This window comes from Phaeodactylibacter xiamenensis (assembly GCF_965229835.1).
In the GTDB taxonomy this organism is placed as follows: Bacteria; Bacteroidota; Bacteroidia; order Chitinophagales; family Saprospiraceae; genus Phaeodactylibacter; species Phaeodactylibacter xiamenensis.
The window spans coordinates 3844502-3862042 of sequence record NZ_OZ245931.1 but is presented as its reverse complement, the minus strand read 5'-3'; the positions used below and the strand labels follow the sequence as shown (position 1 = coordinate 3862042).

At 50.7% G+C, this 17541-nt stretch carries 16 protein-coding genes; 11 read left to right on the top strand and 5 right to left on the bottom strand.

What is annotated here, in order from left to right:
* The first annotated feature begins 316 nt into the window (after window positions 1-316).
* The 7 genes from ACO08I_RS14555 to ACO08I_RS14525 all read left to right on the top strand — a co-directional run bounded on the left by ACO08I_RS14555 (window position 317) and on the right by ACO08I_RS14525 (window position 7784).
* Window positions 317-574: a helix-turn-helix domain-containing protein gene (locus tag ACO08I_RS14555; protein ID WP_421949684.1), complete on the top strand. Its 258-nt coding sequence runs from the start codon at window positions 317-319 to the stop codon at window positions 572-574.
* A gap of 218 nt (window positions 575-792) precedes the next feature.
* Window positions 793-1155, top strand: coding sequence for a hypothetical protein (locus ACO08I_RS14550; RefSeq protein ID WP_282782006.1), 363 nt, complete (start codon window positions 793-795; stop codon window positions 1153-1155).
* Between the two features lie 232 nt (window positions 1156-1387).
* Window positions 1388-2161: a hypothetical protein gene (locus ACO08I_RS14545; protein ID WP_282782004.1), complete on the top strand. Its 774-nt coding sequence runs from the start codon at window positions 1388-1390 to the stop codon at window positions 2159-2161.
* Window positions 2162-2404: 243 nt separating this feature from the next.
* Window positions 2405-3493: a hypothetical protein gene (locus tag ACO08I_RS14540; protein WP_421949683.1), complete on the top strand. Its 1089-nt coding sequence runs from the start codon at window positions 2405-2407 to the stop codon at window positions 3491-3493.
* Between the two features lie 204 nt (window positions 3494-3697).
* A complete protein-coding gene (locus ACO08I_RS14535; protein ID WP_421949682.1) occupies window positions 3698-4195 on the top strand; it encodes a hypothetical protein in 498 nt (165 codons plus the stop codon).
* Between the two features lie 116 nt (window positions 4196-4311).
* The gene (locus ACO08I_RS14530; RefSeq protein WP_421949681.1) at window positions 4312-5079 is read left to right on the top strand and encodes a GLPGLI family protein; all 768 of its coding nucleotides are present in this window, start codon (window positions 4312-4314) and stop codon (window positions 5077-5079) included.
* Window positions 5079-7784 (top strand): carboxypeptidase-like regulatory domain-containing protein, encoded by a 2706-nt coding sequence (locus ACO08I_RS14525; RefSeq protein ID WP_421949680.1) that lies wholly within the window; start codon window positions 5079-5081, stop codon window positions 7782-7784. The genes ACO08I_RS14530 and ACO08I_RS14525 overlap by 1 nt, the downstream gene beginning before the upstream one ends.
* Window positions 7785-7786: 2 nt before the next feature.
* Here the strand turns inward: ACO08I_RS14525 and ACO08I_RS14520 are convergent, their stop codons facing one another.
* On the bottom strand, window positions 7787-8446 hold the full coding sequence (locus ACO08I_RS14520) for a CBS domain-containing protein (protein ID WP_282781993.1): 660 nt from the start codon (window positions 8444-8446) through the stop codon (window positions 7787-7789).
* A 99-nt stretch (window positions 8447-8545) separates the two neighbouring features.
* Complete coding sequence (locus tag ACO08I_RS14515) at window positions 8546-9448, bottom strand: NINE protein (RefSeq protein WP_282781992.1); 903 nt, start codon at window positions 9446-9448, stop codon at window positions 8546-8548.
* 209 nt (window positions 9449-9657) lie between these two features.
* Between ACO08I_RS14515 and ACO08I_RS14510 the strand changes: the two genes are divergently transcribed.
* A complete protein-coding gene (locus ACO08I_RS14510) occupies window positions 9658-11553 on the top strand; it encodes an amidophosphoribosyltransferase (protein WP_282781990.1) in 1896 nt (631 codons plus the stop codon).
* Between the two features lie 86 nt (window positions 11554-11639).
* Here the strand turns inward: ACO08I_RS14510 and ACO08I_RS14505 are convergent, their stop codons facing one another.
* Window positions 11640-11945 carry an ATP-dependent Clp protease adaptor ClpS gene (locus tag ACO08I_RS14505; RefSeq protein ID WP_282781988.1) on the bottom strand — a complete coding sequence of 102 codons (306 nt, stop codon included), beginning with the start codon at window positions 11943-11945 and terminating at the stop codon, window positions 11640-11642.
* Window positions 11946-11977: 32 nt separating this feature from the next.
* Window positions 11978-12445, bottom strand: coding sequence for a redoxin domain-containing protein (locus ACO08I_RS14500; RefSeq protein WP_044217230.1), 468 nt, complete (start codon window positions 12443-12445; stop codon window positions 11978-11980).
* A 152-nt stretch (window positions 12446-12597) separates the two neighbouring features.
* Between ACO08I_RS14500 and ACO08I_RS14495 the strand changes: the two genes are divergently transcribed.
* Window positions 12598-13500 carry a DMT family transporter gene (locus ACO08I_RS14495; RefSeq protein ID WP_421949679.1) on the top strand — a complete coding sequence of 301 codons (903 nt, stop codon included), beginning with the start codon at window positions 12598-12600 and terminating at the stop codon, window positions 13498-13500.
* Here the strand turns inward: ACO08I_RS14495 and ACO08I_RS14490 are convergent.
* The gene (locus ACO08I_RS14490) at window positions 13497-14606 is read right to left on the bottom strand and encodes an App1 family protein (protein WP_421949678.1); all 1110 of its coding nucleotides are present in this window, start codon (window positions 14604-14606) and stop codon (window positions 13497-13499) included. The two genes, ACO08I_RS14495 and ACO08I_RS14490, sit on opposite strands and share 4 nt — an antisense overlap.
* 77 nt (window positions 14607-14683) lie before the next feature.
* Here ACO08I_RS14490 and ACO08I_RS14485 point away from each other — a divergent pair, with 77 nt between their 5' ends.
* Entirely contained in the window at window positions 14684-15463 is a 780-nt protein-coding gene (locus tag ACO08I_RS14485; protein ID WP_421949677.1) for an alpha/beta fold hydrolase, read from the top strand.
* Window positions 15450-17528 carry a PEP/pyruvate-binding domain-containing protein gene (locus ACO08I_RS14480; RefSeq protein WP_421949676.1) on the top strand — a complete coding sequence of 693 codons (2079 nt, stop codon included), beginning with the start codon at window positions 15450-15452 and terminating at the stop codon, window positions 17526-17528. The genes ACO08I_RS14485 and ACO08I_RS14480 overlap by 14 nt, the downstream gene beginning before the upstream one ends.
* The last annotated feature ends 13 nt before the right edge of the window (window positions 17529-17541 follow it).

Genomic DNA, 17541 nt, shown 5'->3' with positions numbered 1-17541 from the left:
GGTAGGAAACAAAAATAAATAAGCAGCGGGTAAGGCAGCGGGCAGAATTAAAAAAATCCATCTGCCTTGCACTTTTGAAGGGAAAAATGTAAATTTAACAATGTTAAACACAAAAGCGCACTCTAACTAACCCGTTTTACGCCGTTCTGTCTGATCATCAGATTGGCATCAAACTACATTAATTGCACGAATCCAGGAACTGGGCTTTCAAAGAGTGTGAGAACATTCGTTGAGTTGCCCTTGCACTGTCTTTGCCGGGATTGTACTTGTGCAATGGCATAACAAAGAATCGCGCAAACCCCTAAATACCAAAAAGATGAAACTAATCGCTCAACTTCAACACTTAGACCGCCTGGACGATCTGATCCGGCGCAAAGCCACAGGCTCCTCTGATCAGCTCGCCGCCCGCTTTGGCTGCAGCCGCCGTACCATCTACAACTACCTGAAAATACTGAAAGAACTGGGGGCCGAGGTCGTCTACTGTGACCAACGCCGCTCCTATTATTACGAAACGCCATTGCCGGGAGACCTGCACGGGCTGCTTTATCCGGGTGAGGCGGGGTCGGAGGAATGATTTGGTGGGGTTTTTCGCCAAAAACTTCAAAAAAAATGGCGGGAAAATCGGGGAGTGCAAAATTTTTGCACAAACGGGGCTTATGTTTGTAGGGTACCTCAAAATTTTCAATCATGAAGCATTTAATTTTAATGGTTCTCTTAGGGCTGACAGCGTTCAGTTGTACTCACGCTCAAAAGGGCTGGATGGCCATCGGAGAGATCTAGGATAGTAAAGCAGTGCTGACTGCTGACAAAACGGAGCTGCTGCGGGCTTACAACCAAAACCTACAGCGGTTTTCAGGAATCAACGGTGAATTTACGGAGGTGAGCATAGAAACAGCTGCTCAGGGAGCTTATACATTGGTGTTTTTAGGCAAAGCCTACAAATCCACATTTCGGGTAGAAAAAGCAGATGGCACTGTATTGAGAGTAAATTACACGATTAGTTGTACCACCTCTGATTGTTCTCAAGAAACCGGCGGTTGCGAGCCAAGGTTCAACGGTGGAGACCGCGGCAACTGCAGCCCCTGTAGCAATGATGGAGAATGTACAAAAACGGTGAGCAGCAGTTCACTTCTGAGTGTTGGTGGCAAAGAGTAGGGTGGTTGAAATTCATAGAGTTTTGATTTTAGAGTGGATGATTAACAAACGAAAAAAGCCATAAAATAAAAATGCGATAGTGTTGCGATGAGCATCACTATTATGATTCGGAGAAAGATACAAACAAGAGGTGCACGTTTTACCTTTATTCCTTTAAAAGCGATATTGCTGGAGCAGTGAGGGCCTCTCAAAAAGAACGTGCCTGCGAAAACCTACTTTTAACTTTTCTGCAATGACTATTTTAAAATTTAGCTTTGTCACCTTTGTATTAGTTGGTGTGTTGTTATCCTCATGTTCAAAAAATGATGGTTTAACACCAGAAGTAACCTCTAAAGACGAGGTTTTGAACCAACTTACCCCGCAAAGTGCAAAAACAGATGAAAACATTATTTTCCTTATTGACGATGAAGTTACTGACAAAAGGAATTTTCAATTTAGAACCAAAGGGATGACTTATCATATTAGTATTGGGGAGAAAGACAATCCTGAATCAGAGAATATCTACTATATGGCGTTTTCAAACCCTAATGACTACGATAATTATATGCGTAGTGAAATTGGAAGAAAGTACGATGTACAACAAGCAATAATTGCACATTTAAGAGATTATGCACAAACAAGTGGCGCAGTTGATTATTTAGAGAGAAATGGTGCTGTCCCTCAATTTTATTTAGACTACGAGCAACGCTATTTGGAAGAGAATTTACCTACAGATTTTGCAAATGCTAATAACCAGAGAACAGTGATGGGCGTTCTTTTTAAAAATCTATTTTGCAACGATGCATTTAATGTTACACTTCCTTTAGCTGGCACTCCTTTCTTTATTTTTAACAATAATGAGGCTTCGGCATTTGAGGGGCTATTTATCGGTGGTTATCATACTTGTTTTGATAGGTCATTTTATAGAAGACCGATCTTTGGTTTAACAGTTTGGGGTTTTAACTGTTTGAACTTACCTCCCTCAGTAGAAGATAGAGCCTCGAGTTGGTGGACAGTTGGCATTTAATTTTTTACACTTAATCATAGGAGGCTAATTTTAGCCTCCTATGATTAAGTGTATGTTTGGAGGTGCACTTCGGCTGATAACCAAAGTGCACCTCCAAACATACACTAAGATTAAAGTTTAATGAGGAAAGCCATTGATTTTAAGATTTGTATTCTCAGTATAATGTGTTTTCTGTGTTTAGGTTTGAATGGGCAAACTAATGAATGGTCCAAAATGCCCGCAATCGAGGCATATTTTACTACTTTGAAATTAGAACGCTACTCTATTTCTTCTAATGTAAATTCAAATGAGTTTTACTATGAAAACACGACAAATCTTGCCCTTACCTGGCCGATCACAGAACGACTAAGAATAGGTACTCAACTTATGTCTATTGCGAATAGAGTAATTAGAGAACCTATAGACCGGTCTTACGGAGGAAGCTTTTTTGCGCAGTTTAATTTCCGCGCTCAAAAACGATTAGGTATTTACTTAGAAACAGGCTATGCTTTAACAAATCATTGTCCTTGTGGAGATGAGGAAGGTCGTTCAATTGATCGAATCAATCATTTTTTTCAAATGGGCTTAGGTGCAAATTTTAAAGTAAAGGATAGAATACACCTAAAAGCAGGATTTATAAATTATTCACCGCTTCAAGGTCCGGAAGATATTTACAACTGGACACAACCATTCATTGGATTGAAGTATCATTATTCAAAAAAATACAACACACCAGTTAAATCTCGTTTTTTGAAAAAGCCAAAAAAACCCGAGACTTACGTGCTTTTTTGGGAAGATGATAAAATAAGAAAATGGAATTTTGGAATCACATCAGCGGGGATAACTTTCACAGAGTATCAAAGCAGACCAGGACAAACAACTCCCTTGGCGCGTTACCGTGAGTTTACTATTGTTCCAAGAGTGAATTATTGGTTTAATCAAGCGATACTTTTGGGAGTTCAGGGAACCTTTTATTATTACGAAAACAATCTTGACCCAATAATTAATCAAAATAAAGGTTTTGGAATTGGTTTGCAATCAAGATTCTATCCACTTTGTTTTAAAAATCCAAATAAATTTCGAGCAATTCGTATTAGTAAAAACGGGAATTGGAATATTTCACCAATGCTTGGAGTAGAAGTGCATTTTGCCAATTATTCTTGGTTAGCACCACAAGAAGCAGGTGCTAAATGGCAGTACTTTGATGCTCAACCTTATGTTGGTTTTGTGCTTTCTTATCACCAGCTTTTAAATTTCACATGGAGTGTAGGACCTACATTTTCTGTTGGAGAAAATGAAGGGACCTCACCAGTTAATGGAGTTCGAATTATGGGGCTGGAATATAATTTTTAGCCTAACTCAACGGTTGCTGTAAAATCAGGAAGATAGCAGAGTGCAAAATTTTTTCACAAAGGCAGTTTAAATTTATACGATTATAGAGCACGTCTATAGCCAATGCTCCTGATTTTACCCACGATACAGGCGGTGGGCTCACTTTTTAAATGAAAAAACATGATTAAGCACACATTATTCTTGATAATTCTAATCTGCGCAAGCGTGAGTACACAGGCACAGGAAACAGACCTAAGGTTTGGCGTAGGCGGTTCCTTCTTAGGCTCAGGTGACATGCGCGCCATTATGCTGGAAAACGAAGCGAACCTCAAATTGAACCGGTACTTTGCGTTGAGCGGGGGATTGGGTTTTGGTACGAGCAATGACGGCGCTCTTGATCAGGCTTCCTTCCTGCAGCTAAACGCCAATGTCTATGTCTCGCCATTCAGGAATACAGGCAGAAATGACTTCAGGCTCGGAACAGGGCTGAGCTGGTATACGGTTTCAGAAAGTTACAACGCCTTATCGATTTCCCATACCGGAGAAATTGTTGATTCAAAGCTGCAGTCCGATCAACGTAACGCATTGGGCTTCAGCCTGATCATCGAAAACACCTATTCTGTGACGGAACGGCTGTTGGTGGGGCTGAAGGCCTTTACACAACCTTATCAAAATGGGGATATCAATTCTGGCATTCTGTTGAAGTTTGGGGTGAAGCTTTAATGCGACGCTACAGCTAATTGTGTTGGGTCGATTCCTAAAATAAGTTGAAAGATGACCGGGACAAATTTGAATTGTACGTCCGGTTGCTGCCATAAACATTGACAAAAACAACAAACATGTACCCCAGACTTTTCCTTTTAGGAACCATCCTACTCCTCTGCACCCTCACCCTCCCTGCCCAGTCCGGGCAAGTGATTTACAAACTCATCAGTACCGCTGAGCGCCACGCAACTTTGGATGAAGCAGCAAAAAGCCTACCCCCGGAACAGCGGGAAGGTTTTAAAACTAGCATGAAGGGTATGGAAGCAGAGTACCCTCAAATGCGCTTTGAACTTCTTTACACTTCCGAACATGCGCAGTACCGGCTTATCCCCTATCTACCCGTGGGTGATAAATTGGGGCATATAATGGCTAAAAGCACCACGGGAGCCAATAATGTATACTACCGCAACACCCAAAAGCAGGAGAAAATCAAGCAGGTGGAACAAACCGGGCAGCGCATCAACGTGCAAATGCCCTACGAAGAATACGAGTGGGCCATCACAGAGGAAGAACGCTACATCGGTCAATATGCCTGCAAAAAAGCGACGGCAGTGGTGGATTACTATGATAAAGGTCGCGAGCGGCAAATATACTATGAGATCGAAGCGTGGTTTACTACGGCAATCCCGCTGCCCTATGGCCCCAAGGGCATGGATGGGCTGCCCGGGCTGGTATTGGAGGCGGGGGTGGTAGGCAAACCCTGGTCCACCTTTACGATCGACTCCCTCACCGAAGGCTTATCTGCCGAACAAGAAAAGGACATCCGGCTCAAAAAAGGCAAAACGATTAGTAAGAAGGAATACGATGCCTACAATGAGCAACAAATCAAAAGCCGGCAGTAGTGTGGAACAACCGGATTTTTATAGCCGGGCTGCTCCTGCTGGCTGGGTGTCCCCTCCTGGCTCAATCGCGCCAAATTACCGGACAGGTACTGGACGATAGCCTGCGCACGCCTTTGCCTTTTGCCAATATTTCCTTCGTACCGGTAGAGGAAGGAGCTACCCTGCGTTTTGCAATGACGGATCAACAGGGGCGGTTCCGCTTTAAGGCAAGTGGCGCTGCAGGCCTGCGAATGACCACTACCTACCTCGGCTATCAGTCCACCTCTATAACCCTGCCTGCCGGAACAAAAGATACGACCCTGCAAATTACCCTGCGACTGCAACCCCTCGACCTGGCGATGGTGGAAGTCAAAGACCGTGCCCCACCGGTCGTGGTCCGTGGCGATACGGTCACCTATCAGGCAGATGCTTTCCGGGAGGTATTCGACTGGAAGCTGCAGGACCTGCTGCGCCGCCTGCCAGGTATGGAAGTGAATGAGCAAAACCGCCTGCGCTTCAATGGGGAAGTGGTGCAGCAGGTGATGGTGGAAGGGAAGCCCTTCTTCGGGGGCAGTTCCAGGTTGGCGCTAGAGCATATCCCGGCAGAGGTGATTGCCAAGCTGGAGGTCATCGATAATTATAACGCCGTTGATTTCCTGCAACCCCTGGGCACGGGCAATCAGCTGGTGCTCAATGTACGCCTGCGGGAAGACAAAAAACGCTTCGTTTTTGGGGATATCGCGGCGGCGGCTGGCCCCGAAAAACGCTACCTTGCCCACCCCAACCTCTTCTACTATTCCCCTGAGGTAAGCGTCAATAGCATTGGCGACCTGAACAACGCCAATCTGGAGCCGCTGTCTTTTTCCGATGTCATTCAGATGCAGGGCGGTATGGGCCGATTGCTGGCAGAGGGGCAAGCCGGGCTGTCGGGCCTGCAGCAGGATTTTATGCCTTACCTGTCACCGGGTAATAACCGCTCCGGCCGCTCACAGTTTGGCGGGCTGAATGTCAGCGCTGCGCCTCTCCCAGACTGGACCGTTTACGCCTATGGGCTGGGGCTCCGCAGTGTGCAGGGCTACCGTTCGCTGTCGCGCAATGCCTTCTGGCAGCAGGATGGGGCACCACTCGTTACCGAAAACCGGGAAAGCGAACGCGATACCGAACGGGCTACTTCCAATGGCAAGCTCAGCCTGGTGTACGATCCCAAAGAAGACTACTACCTGTCCCTGGAGTCCGACCTGCAGGTTGGAATGGCGGAAGATGCTTCCACCTTGCTTTCGCAAACGGTGCAGACCGGGCGTAACCTGTTCACAGAAGAGGAGCATGACTTTCAAAACCACAGCCATACCCTGGAAGCCCACCATAAATTCAGCGGGCATCACATTGGCACTTTGGAAGCTTCCTGGCAGCAGCGCAGAGCGGAGGACGAGCTTGGTCTGCAATCTAATCAGCCCCTGCTGCAAGGGCTGATTGGCTCACCACCGGAACCGAATGCCGGGCTTTCGCATCAGGGGCAGACCCGGCTTTCTGCTCTTTCCACCGCCTACCGGCATTACTGGGTGCTGAGTCCGCAGAACCACTTCGAATTCCAGCTGGGCTACCGTCAGTTGCATAGCCGGGCGCAGACCATGGACAATTGGTTGGCTGGTAACGGCACGCCCTTGTTGCTGCCTATTGATACCACCCGGTTTGGCAACGGCCAAAAGCTTCGGTTGGAGGATGCCTCGGCCCGCCTGTCTTATAAGTACACCCGCGATGCGCTGGAGGGCGAACTGGGCACCACCGTCCACCGTATGCAATGGCGGATTCGTGATGAGGGGCAGGCGGCTGCCCGCCAAAGGGAATGGCTGGCCCTGCCTTTCGCCAAAGCCACCACCACCTGGACGAATGTGGGCGAATTTGAACTGGGGTACCGCATTAGCCGGCTCTTCCCGGAAACGGAAGCCTGGCTGAGCCGGGCAACGATCACCGGCTTCAATCAGCTGGAACAGGGCAATCCGGATCTGCGCAACAGCCTTTCTCATATTTGGAACCTGGCTTACCGGCGCAGGGACTTTTTCACCCAGCGAAATTGGTACCTGCAGTTGTCGTACGCCCTGCGGAGCCTCGCCCTGCAACAGCGCATCAGCGGCACCGGTATCGATCAGCTACGGGAAACTTTCCTCCTTCGGGATGCTGGCCACGAATGGTCTTTCCGCGGGCGGATGAGCCAAAAAGGGGATCGTCTGGAATGGTCGGTCAACTTCAGGGGCAGGCAGTCCGCCTTCCGGCAAATCCTCTATGGCATAGACAGCCGGGTAGCGGAGTGGCAAGCCTTTGTAAATCCGGAAATCCGGTGGGAAATCAGCAAGGCAGCCGCCCTGCGTTTGGCCTACAGCCGGTCGCAGCGGTGGGTACGTCAGCAAGGCAGCTCACAAGCCCGGTTCGATCAGGATGAGCTGTCGCTGTCATGGGAAGTCCTGCCCATGGAAAACCTGCAGGTCAAAGGGGCAGCCGCTTTACATGGCTTTCGCCGGGCCGGGCAGTCTTACGATTTTTACAATGAGGTATCCCTTGATGCCCGTTACCAATTTGATGGCGGCCGCTGGGCGCTGACCCTTCAGGGCACCAATCTGCTGAACAACCGCTCCGTACTGAGCAGCCAAGTCACTCCCTTTTCATTTAGGGAGTATGAGGTTTTCCAGTTTCCGATGGTGTTGTTGGTGGGGGTGGTACGGAGGTTGTGACCTTACACATTCAAATAAGCCATCAAAGAGTCATAACGGTCGCGCAAAGAGTCGAGGTACTCAATCTCATTGAAGGAAGCCTTGACCTCGTATTCATAGCGCTCGAAAGTAGCCAGGATGTTCTGAATGTTCTGCCGGTTGATCTTAATGGTAACGTCCACCCGGATGGAATCAAGGCTGGTGGTAATGAAAGCGCTGAGCACGGCGGCATTCTCAGACTCCACAATTTGCGCAATCTGTGAAAGCTGATAATCGTGGCGGCTCATCTCCAGGACCACAATACTGCCTGGCTCAGAGAAGGAAGCTGTCTTGGTGAAGTACTGTAGCACATCTTCCATAGTGACAAGCCCGATGTAGTTCTCTTCTTCATCCACCACCGGGATTAGGGTGAGATGGTACTCCGCGATCAGGCGCAGGATTTCGTAAAGGTGATCGTTATACTTAACGTACGGGCGGATGAGCGAAAGCTGAAAGGAACCCACCGGCTCGTGCGCATCGTGCTCCAGAATATCTTCTTCGGAAATCAGCCCAAGCAGCTGCTTGTCATTGACGATAGGAAGGTGACGGACGTAGAAGTCATTCATAATGCCCAGGGCTGTATCTCCCGTTTCAGAGGTACGCAAAGGGATAATGCTGTCTGAGATGAGCTGTTGGGCCGTCATGCTTAATTGTCTTTCTGATTCATGAGTTCTAACGCAATTTAGCGAAACCTGTTGAGCCGGACCCTATCATTTGTACAATTCTGACAAATTCATGGCGGGTTATCCAAGCAGCCGCTTCTTTTGGATCGCAAATTCCTCTTCGGTGAGCAAGCCCTTTTCTCTCAGTTCGCCCAACTGCTTGAGCTGTTCGAGCAGGTGAGAATGGTCTTCCACTTCTTCTTCAGCAGGCATTCCCTGTTTATTAGACGATGCGGAAGGCGCAGACGCTGCCTCATTGCCCGGCAGACGGAAGCCATTCTTGGCAAAATCCTCAAATTCATCCTGAATGCGGAGATAGGCGAGCTTGTCGTGCTCCCGGATTTTCTCAAAGTCATTGAAGCCAAACTGCACAGCCAGATCGAGGTGGCGGAAGGCTTCCTCCGGCTGCTCACTAATCGAGTAGGCGCAGGCGATGTTGAAGTGGGTGGCCACATCACGGGGCTCAATCTTGAGTGCCTTTTTGAAGTCGGCAATTGCTCCGCTGTAGTCGTAGTCCTTGAATTTTTGCACACCGGTACTTTTGTATGGGTTGGCAGGTTTCTTAGCCCGGCTTGGGGCGCTTTGGCGCTTCGGCGTATTGTGCTTCTTAGGGCGGTAGTAGCTCCGCTCACTGCGGCTTTCCCGGCGGCGCTCGTAACGTTCCATACGGCGCATGGCCTCATCATCGCGGTAGTCGTAACTGCGTTCCTGCTCGCGGCGGTAGAGCAGCTCCCGGTTGTACTTTCGGTCGAACTTCTCGTTGTCCATAGAGAAAAACGCAATCGCATCGATCAGGCCCACAATCCACATCACCGGGAACCAGAAGAAGATCATATAAAAAATGCCCAGCCCGGTTTGGCCCAGGTAAAAGCGGTGGACGCCAAAGCCGCCCAAAAATAATGCGAGTATGCCTGCTACGTTTTTTTCTTTCATGCCGGAAATTACAAGTGCGCCACTGCTGTTATATGCGTGTCGAAATATCATTATTATTTGTTTAACATGCAAAGACAGGCAGAAGTTAAGGCCACACCGCCCATAATGCCACTTCTTTGGACGAACCTGTATGAACTTCAGACCGGGGCGCTCAACTTGTCCGCAGCCGAAGATGTTTCCTGACTTTAATCGGGGCATTGCCAAAAAGGCCCTACCTTTGCGGCAACTTCTTATTCCTCCTAAACAAAGGGCACACAGCCATGAGCGATCAGATCAAACACGAGTGCGGAATAGCGATGATCCGCCTGCTCAAACCGCTTGATTATTACCATAAAAAGTACGGTACGGCCTTCTACGGCCTGAATCAGCTGCAACTGCTGCTGCAAAAACAGCGCAACCGCGGGCAGGACGGTGCCGGCATGGCCACCATCAAACTTGATGTGCAACCCGGCAGAAAGTACATCAGCCGCAAACGCAGTGTGGCTTCCAATTACCTCGATGACCTTTTTCAGCAGGTACACCGCCACTTCAAAGACCTGACGCCGGAGCAGCTCAACGACCCGCAGTGGCTCAAGGACAATAAACCCTATGTAGGCGAGCTCCTTCTGGGGCACCTGCGCTACGGTACCCACAGCAATAATGGCGTGGAAACCTGCCACCCTTTCCTGCGCCAAAACAACTGGATTACCCGTAACCTCCTCGTCGCCGGCAACTTCAACCTGACTAACGTCGATGAGCTCTTTCAGGAACTCGTGGAGCTGGGGCAGTACCCCAAGGAAAAGTCAGATACCGTCACCGTGCTGGAAAAAATTGGCCACTTCCTGGATGATGAAGTGCAGCGCCTCCACACCTGGTACAAGCCCGATGGCTATTCTAATCAGGAGGTCAACGAGCTGATCTACAAAAACCTGGATATTCAGCGCCTGCTGCGGCGCGCCAGCAAGAAGTTTGACGGCGGCTTCGTTATGGCCGGGCTCATTGGCCATGGCGATGCTTTTGTACTGCGTGACCCGGCCGGTATCCGCCCCGCATTTTACTATCAGGATGACGAAATCGTAGTCGTGGCTTCCGAACGGCCCGCTATCCAAACCGTTTTCAATCTTCATATTGGCGATATTCAGGAATTGAAACGGGGGCACGCCCTCATCGTTAAAAAGGATGGCCGCGTTAGCGAAGTACGCTGTATGGACCCGCTCGACCGGGCGGCTTGTTCCTTTGAGCGTATCTATTTCTCCCGTGGCAATGACCGTGACATTTATCTGGAGCGCAAACAGCTCGGTCGGCAGTTGACAAAGAAAGTGCTGAAAGAGGTGGACTTTGACTTTAAGCACACCGTCTTCTCCTTTGTGCCCAATACGGCAGAAACTGCATTTTATGGCCTGATGGAAGGGCTGACAGATAGCCTGAACGAAATCAAAAAGGATAAAATCCTCAAGAAAGGCAAAGACCTGAAACCGGATAAGCTGGAGAAAATCCTGGCCATGAAGCCAAGGATGGAAAAACTGGTGGTCAAGGATGCTAAACAGCGCACCTTTATTGCGGATACGACCTCCCGGGAAGCTATGGTGGCACATGTATACGATGTGACCTACGGCATCGTGACTAACCACAAAGACACCCTCGTTCTACTGGACGATTCTATTGTACGGGGCACGACCCTCCACGATAGCATCATTAATATTGCCTCCCGCCTGCGGCCAAAGAAAATCGTGATTGTCTCCTCCGCCCCACAAATCCGCTATCCGGACTGCTACGGCATCGATATGTCGAAGATGAAGGAGTTTGTTGCCTTCCGGGCTTTGGTGGAACTGCTAAAGGAAAACGACAAGGAACACCTCCTGCACGAAGCTTACGAACGCTGCAAGGCACAGGAACATAGCCTGAAGGAAGACATCACCAATGAAGTGCAGGCGCTTTACGACGAGTTTGATTACGAAACCGTCTCGGATAAAATTGCGGAGATCGTTTCGCCCAAAGGCATAGAGCCAGAGATCAAGGTCATTTACCAAACGGTAGAGGGGTTGCAGAAAGCCTGCCCCAAAAACAACGGTGACTGGTACTTCTCCGGTAACTACCCCACACCGGGGGGCAACCGGGTCGTCAACCGGGCCTTTATCAACTTCATGGAAGGTAGGGACGAGCGGGGGTACGATTGATCCCGGTCAGCGTTTAGGGACAAAAAAATCCCGGGCTGCAACAGTTGTGCGGCCCGGGATTTTTTGTAGTCAGCGCAATGAAGCGTTTAGCCCCCTTCTTCAATGACGGCAGACAGCCCGCGGTCAATGAGTGCATCTTTTTTGGGCTTCAGTACATCCTTGGGAGCAGTTTTAACTGTCGCCTTGCCTTTGAAGTGGATGATGAGCGCCAGCTGTTCTGACTGCTCGTTGCTGTGGCCCAGGATATCCATAAAGCACTGAATCACCCAGTCAAAAGTATTATGGTCATCATTGTAAACAATGAGCTGGGCTTTTTCCCCTGTGCCCGAGTCGTCCTCGACCACAACCTCTTCTACTTCCTCCACAGATGTATTGAATAACTCATTGATCATACGCTGAAATAGTCTTGCTTCATTGACACCAACTAGTTAAGCTGGCCCAAAGTTTCCTTAATGGCCTCAAAATTAGGAAGATTTCCGGCATTATCAAGGACCTCCGCATAACGAACCACCCCTTCCTTGTCCACGACAAAGGCTGAACGCTTGGAAACCCCCTTCATGCCAAAGAAATCATCATAGATAGCACCGTAAGCTTCAGAAGCCTCTTTGTTAAAGTCAGAAAGCAGCGGGAAATCCAGGTTTTGCTCAGCTTTAAACTTGCCGAGGGTGAAGGGCGAATCTACGGAAATCGCCACCACATCAGCGTTCAGCTTTTGGTATTCCGCCATATTGTCGCGCATGGTGCACAGCTCCTCCGTGCAAACGCTGGTGAAGGCGAGGGGGAAAAACAAAACGATCAGGTTTTTGCCTTCATAGTCACTCAGGGCAACTTTCTCATTTGCGGTATTATTCAGGGCAAATGCCGGGGCTTTATCGCCAACTTGTACAGCCATTTTGGTTTAAGTTTTGGTTTGATATTAAGATGAATGACCACCTAACACCGAAAGGCGCAAACCCGTTTACGGAACTCCAAACTTTATACAGGGCAGGGCCTAATGATTTCTGGTTTTTTGCGTTGCTTTACAGCAAAATCAACCGGAACGCCATGCAGGAGGAAAAAAGAGCTTATCTGGAGCTGCATATTGCTGTTTTTCTATTTGGGTTCACCGCCATTTTGGGCGACCTCATTCAGCTGTCCGCCCTTGTCATGGTTTGGTGGCGGGTGCTCATTACGAGTGCAAGCCTGCTGCTGCTCATTAGGGTAGGGCGGGTGATGAAGGCCTTTACCCGGGCGCAAATCCTCCGCTTTATGGGCATTGGTGTACTCGTAGCGCTGCACTGGGTGGCTTTCTACGGAGCCATCAAGCTGTCTAATGCTTCCATCACCCTCATCTGCATGGCTACCACATCTTTTTTTACGTCCCTCATAGAGCCCGTGGTCATGCGGCAACGGGTACGCTGGTACGAATTGATGCTCGGGCTGCTCATCATTCCGGGCATGGCGCTCATCGTAGGCAGCACTGATGCCTCTATGAATACGGGTATCCTGGTCGGGCTGGCTTCCGCCTTCCTGGCTGCCTTTTTTGCCACCCTCAATAAAAAATATATCCGGCAGTCCTATGAAATGGGCATCACCTTTCTGGAGCTGGGGAGCGCCTGGCTTTTCCTCTGCCTGGTACTGCCGTTTTACCTGTTCTTTTCAGAAACCCCTGTACAGATGCTGCCGGTCAGCCTGACGGACTGGGGGTACCTCCTGGTTTTGTCTCTCCTTTGCACCACGCTGGCTTACGTACTTGCCCTGCGTGCCCTCAACCACCTCACGGCCTTCGCTTCCAACCTTACGGTCAATCTGGAGCCGGTCTATGGTATCCTGCTGGCCTGGATTCTGCTGCGGGAGAATGAAGAGCTGACACCGGGTTTTTACCTGGGCGGTACGGTCATTTTGCTGGCGGTCTTTAGTTACCCGCTTATCCGGCGCTGGCGCAGAAAGAGAGGCTTGGAGGCTTAGTTTTTGGGGCCCGGCTGAGTGAGCTGCTGGAAGTATGTTTCCCGAATAAGCCCCCGCTCTGCCGCATCCATAGCCGCCTGCTGATAGTTGTCCACGAGCTTCATATCCACGCCGGTTTGTGCGATAAACTGCCGGATTCTTTTAGCCCGCCGCAGCGAACGGACATCCCGTATGTAAATGGCACGGATGCGCCCGGGGCGGGCTTTGGCTACCGCTTCATAAATATAAGGGTCTTGCTCCCCGCTATCGCCGATGAGGACAAAGGGCAAGTTAGGGTAGGTATCAATAATACGCAGGATACTGCTGTGCTTATGCCCCAGATAACCTTCCGGGTGGTCCTGGTAGGGCAGCCCAAAGTCCCGCAGCAAAATTGGGCCTGCCGGCAAGTCATTGAGCGCAAGGAACTCTTCCAACAGGTCGTACAAATTCCAGGGGCTGTTCGAAACGTAGAATATCGGATTGCAGGGCTGCTGGCTCATACCACGCTGTAAGGCCTGGAAAAAAGCCGCAGCTTTACTGAAGGACTGCCGCAGGTCAGCCGTTTTCAGAAAAGTATGGTAAAGCACCCGCAGCTTCAGCAATGAAGTCACATCGGTCTTCATAATGGTGTCATCTACATCGCTGATGCAACCAAAGGAAGCCTGAGGATGTGGCACTAAGATGGGCACCTCAGCCCATACATCGACTTTTCGCCTGGGCGTTTCCCGCAGGTGCACCCTGGCGTTAAACCATTGGTCTTTGGGTTGTGGGACAGGCTGTTTTAGGGGGCGCTCCAGCAGGAAGTAGCCCTCTTCATCGGTCTGCACCGTGAAGGCTTCCCTATTAATTTCCACATGCACGGTGGCGCCCATCACTTCCCGGCTGTTGAACCGTTTATAGTTGTTGATCAATGCCCGCCAGGTGGAGTTGACTTCATCTTTAATAATACGCCGGTCCTTGATCACCCGGCCGCGCAGGCTGATCCAGTTGGGCCTTCCGTAGCCCCGGTAGGGCGCTATAAGGATGGGCCAGGTAGGCTGTTGCCCCAGCCACTCCCGCACGGTTCTGCCCATGCGTACGAAGAGGCGATCGAGCTGTTTAAGAGTTTGGAGTAAGGGACGCTTCAAAGTAGACCGTAGATTTTGATGCACCGGAAGATACAAAACCGCCAACAATTTTTCCCTTTAAGGGTTCCTCCATTCGTATGATGAATGTATTGATGTTACATGGTAATGGTGGTGGGCGCACCCGTTTTCTGCCTTTCCTGGAGGCGCTGCAGGATAAGCAAGCTGTGCCTTTTCGGGTACATCTCCCTGAGTTGCCTGGCTTTGATGGCCGCACCCTGCCGGAATCAGCGGATGGATGGGTGCCCTTTATTGATGCCTTGCAGCGCACAGTAGCGCCCCTGTGGAAGGAGCCATGGATCGTATATGGGCACGGAATTGGCGGAAGCCTGCTGCTGGAATGGGCAGCACGGGGCTGGGTATTGCCGGATTCAGCGGACTGGCAGCCCCAAAAGGTGTTGCTGCATGGTATCATTGGCGCATCCCTGGAGCACCGTTTCTTCCCTAAGCTAATGAAGCCGCTGTTGATCCGGAAAACCATGCAGGCACTGATTGCCTGGCCACCGATGCGCCCGGTCTGGGAAAAACGCCTGTTCCTGCAGCCGGAAAGTATCCCGGAGACGGTGCGGAAGCAATTCTTTAAAGACTATGCTCTGTGTGCAGCCTTTCCCGTTTTTTTCGACCTGATCACCCCGGCCTGGTACCGGGAGGTGCAGCAAAAGCTTCAGTACGAGGCATTCAACTTCATCTGGGGAAGCCGGGAGCGGGTTGTCGCCTCCAAGTACCTTTCGCTTTGGAAAAACGACTTCCCAAATGCTACCTTTGATGTTATTGAGGACTGGGACCATTTCCCGATGCTGGAAGACCCTGGTGGATTTTATGAAAAACTAACAGCCTACATCCTGCATGAGCAAGCTTAGCCAGCTCCAACAACTTGAATCCCTGGGATGGCCGGTGCCGGCTTTCACCTCTGTGGCTTATGCTGACTTTTTGGCCGGCGAGCGCCCCGAAGGATTGCGGTTCCCGGTGGCCGTCCGCTCTTCCTATCTCACGGAAGACGGAGAGGAGAACAGTCAGGCCGGGCAGTATCTGTCCCGGCTGAATGTTGGGGAATCTGAGCTGGAGGCAGCGATAGCCGACGTTTTCAACAGTTATCCGACTCAGGAAGGCACGCAGGTACTGGTACAGGAAATGGTGGATCCTGACTTCAGTGGCGTACTCTTTGCTTTCCGCGAAGGCAGTTGGAAGCTTGAATATACAGAAGGGTTAGGCGAGGCACTGATGAGCGGGCAGAAGAGCGGCCAAACCCTCCTACTGCCCCGCTTTGGCGCCTGGGATGTCCGGTGGTCCGCTATTTTTAACTTCTGGAAAGGCGCAGAGACGGGCGGTAAGCCTCTAAGGCGTGCATTCATACAACTAAGTTACATCACCGGGCAGCTTCTTGAACAACTGGACGCCCGTCACGGGCTCGATATCGAATTTGCTGTATCCAAAGGAAAGCTCTGGCTGTTGCAGGCGCGGCCCATCACCACACCGGAGGAGGCGGAAGAAGTACTGACTTCGGCTAACCACAAGGAGATTCTGCCTCCCGAGCCTTCCCGACTGATGACCGACCTGATCACGGATGCCGGTCCTGCCCTGTTCGGCTACTATCGCGATTTAGACCCTTCCCTTCCGCAGCGTGCTTTCCTGCGTGCTGCCGGAGGCATGCCCTGGATCAACCTTTCGGCCTTGCTGGATACCATGGTGCACTGGGGGCTGCCCACGCAGTTGGTATGCCGTTCGGTGGGTGCTGAAGATTTCTATCAGGTTGGGCTGCGCCCCTGGCGTTGCCTGGCTAAGCTGCCAGTCTTTTTTAAGGTGTTGGGCCAGCAGCGGCAGGCAAAGCAGCGTATACAGACGTGGCAGCGCAAAGCAGCGGTAGAAACGGATCTGGGCAAAGCAGAGCGAGAACCATTTTGGCTCATTGACCCGGCAAAGGCCTTCAGCCACTGGTGTGACAGCTTTTCCAGCCTCTATGTAGAATTGGTAACGAATATGCAGATTCTCACCGGGGCCATGTCCGGTCCGGTGGGGCTGCTGGAACGGCTTGGGCTGCTGCACCGACTGGCGGCGGCCATACAGCAAAAGAGTGCCAGCACGGATTACCTGCAGGCTTTTCGGGAGTGGGAACGAGGGCAACGGTCCACTACTCAGTTTCTGGAAGCATTTGGGCACCGGGGCTTTTATGAGTCCGACCTGGGGCAGCCTCGTTTTCGGGAATACAGCGAGGCAGATTGGGAAGCCCTTCGGAAAGGAGTGGACTTCACTGCTCCATCCAAGCCCCAGCCACGCCGTAAGCGCCAACCACTTTGGGCGTGGTTATTTCGTCCAGTCATTGACCTGATCCACACCCGGGAGTGGATCAGGCACGAAACGATGAAGTTGTTTTGGGAATACCGCGAAGAGCTCAATGGTAAACTGCCTTTTGCGCCGTGGTCTTTTACACAGGCAGAGCTCAGCGCGTTCTTCGAAAATGAATGGCGGGCTGATGAAATGGCAGAGCGGCAACCGCCAAAACCAGTAGGCTGGGATATGGATACCTTCCTGTGCAATCAGTTGGGGCGCCGCCTGCCGGTTACCGTGCTGTCCAACGTTTCTGCCAGTCAGCAAAATCATCAGCAAGGTATTGGGGTCTATCCCGGCAAAGTGAGGGGGCAGGTTTGGCGCGTAGCTTCCGCTGATCTGCGTACCGTAGCACCTCCCCCCTTTCCAGTCATTATTCTGGTAGCGGATGCCCTTGACCCCGGCTGGGTACCCTTTTTCTCAAAGGTAGATGGCGTGGCATCCTACGTAGGCGGGCTGCTTTCCCATGCTTCCATCATGCTGCGGGAGGCGCAGGTGCCGAGCATCACTCAAATTCCAGCTCAGTTAGACTTCCAAACCGGGGACTGGGTGGAAATGGATGCCCAAAAAGGCACGATTCGGCGGGTAGAGGAGGGTTAAGTGCCCCGGATGC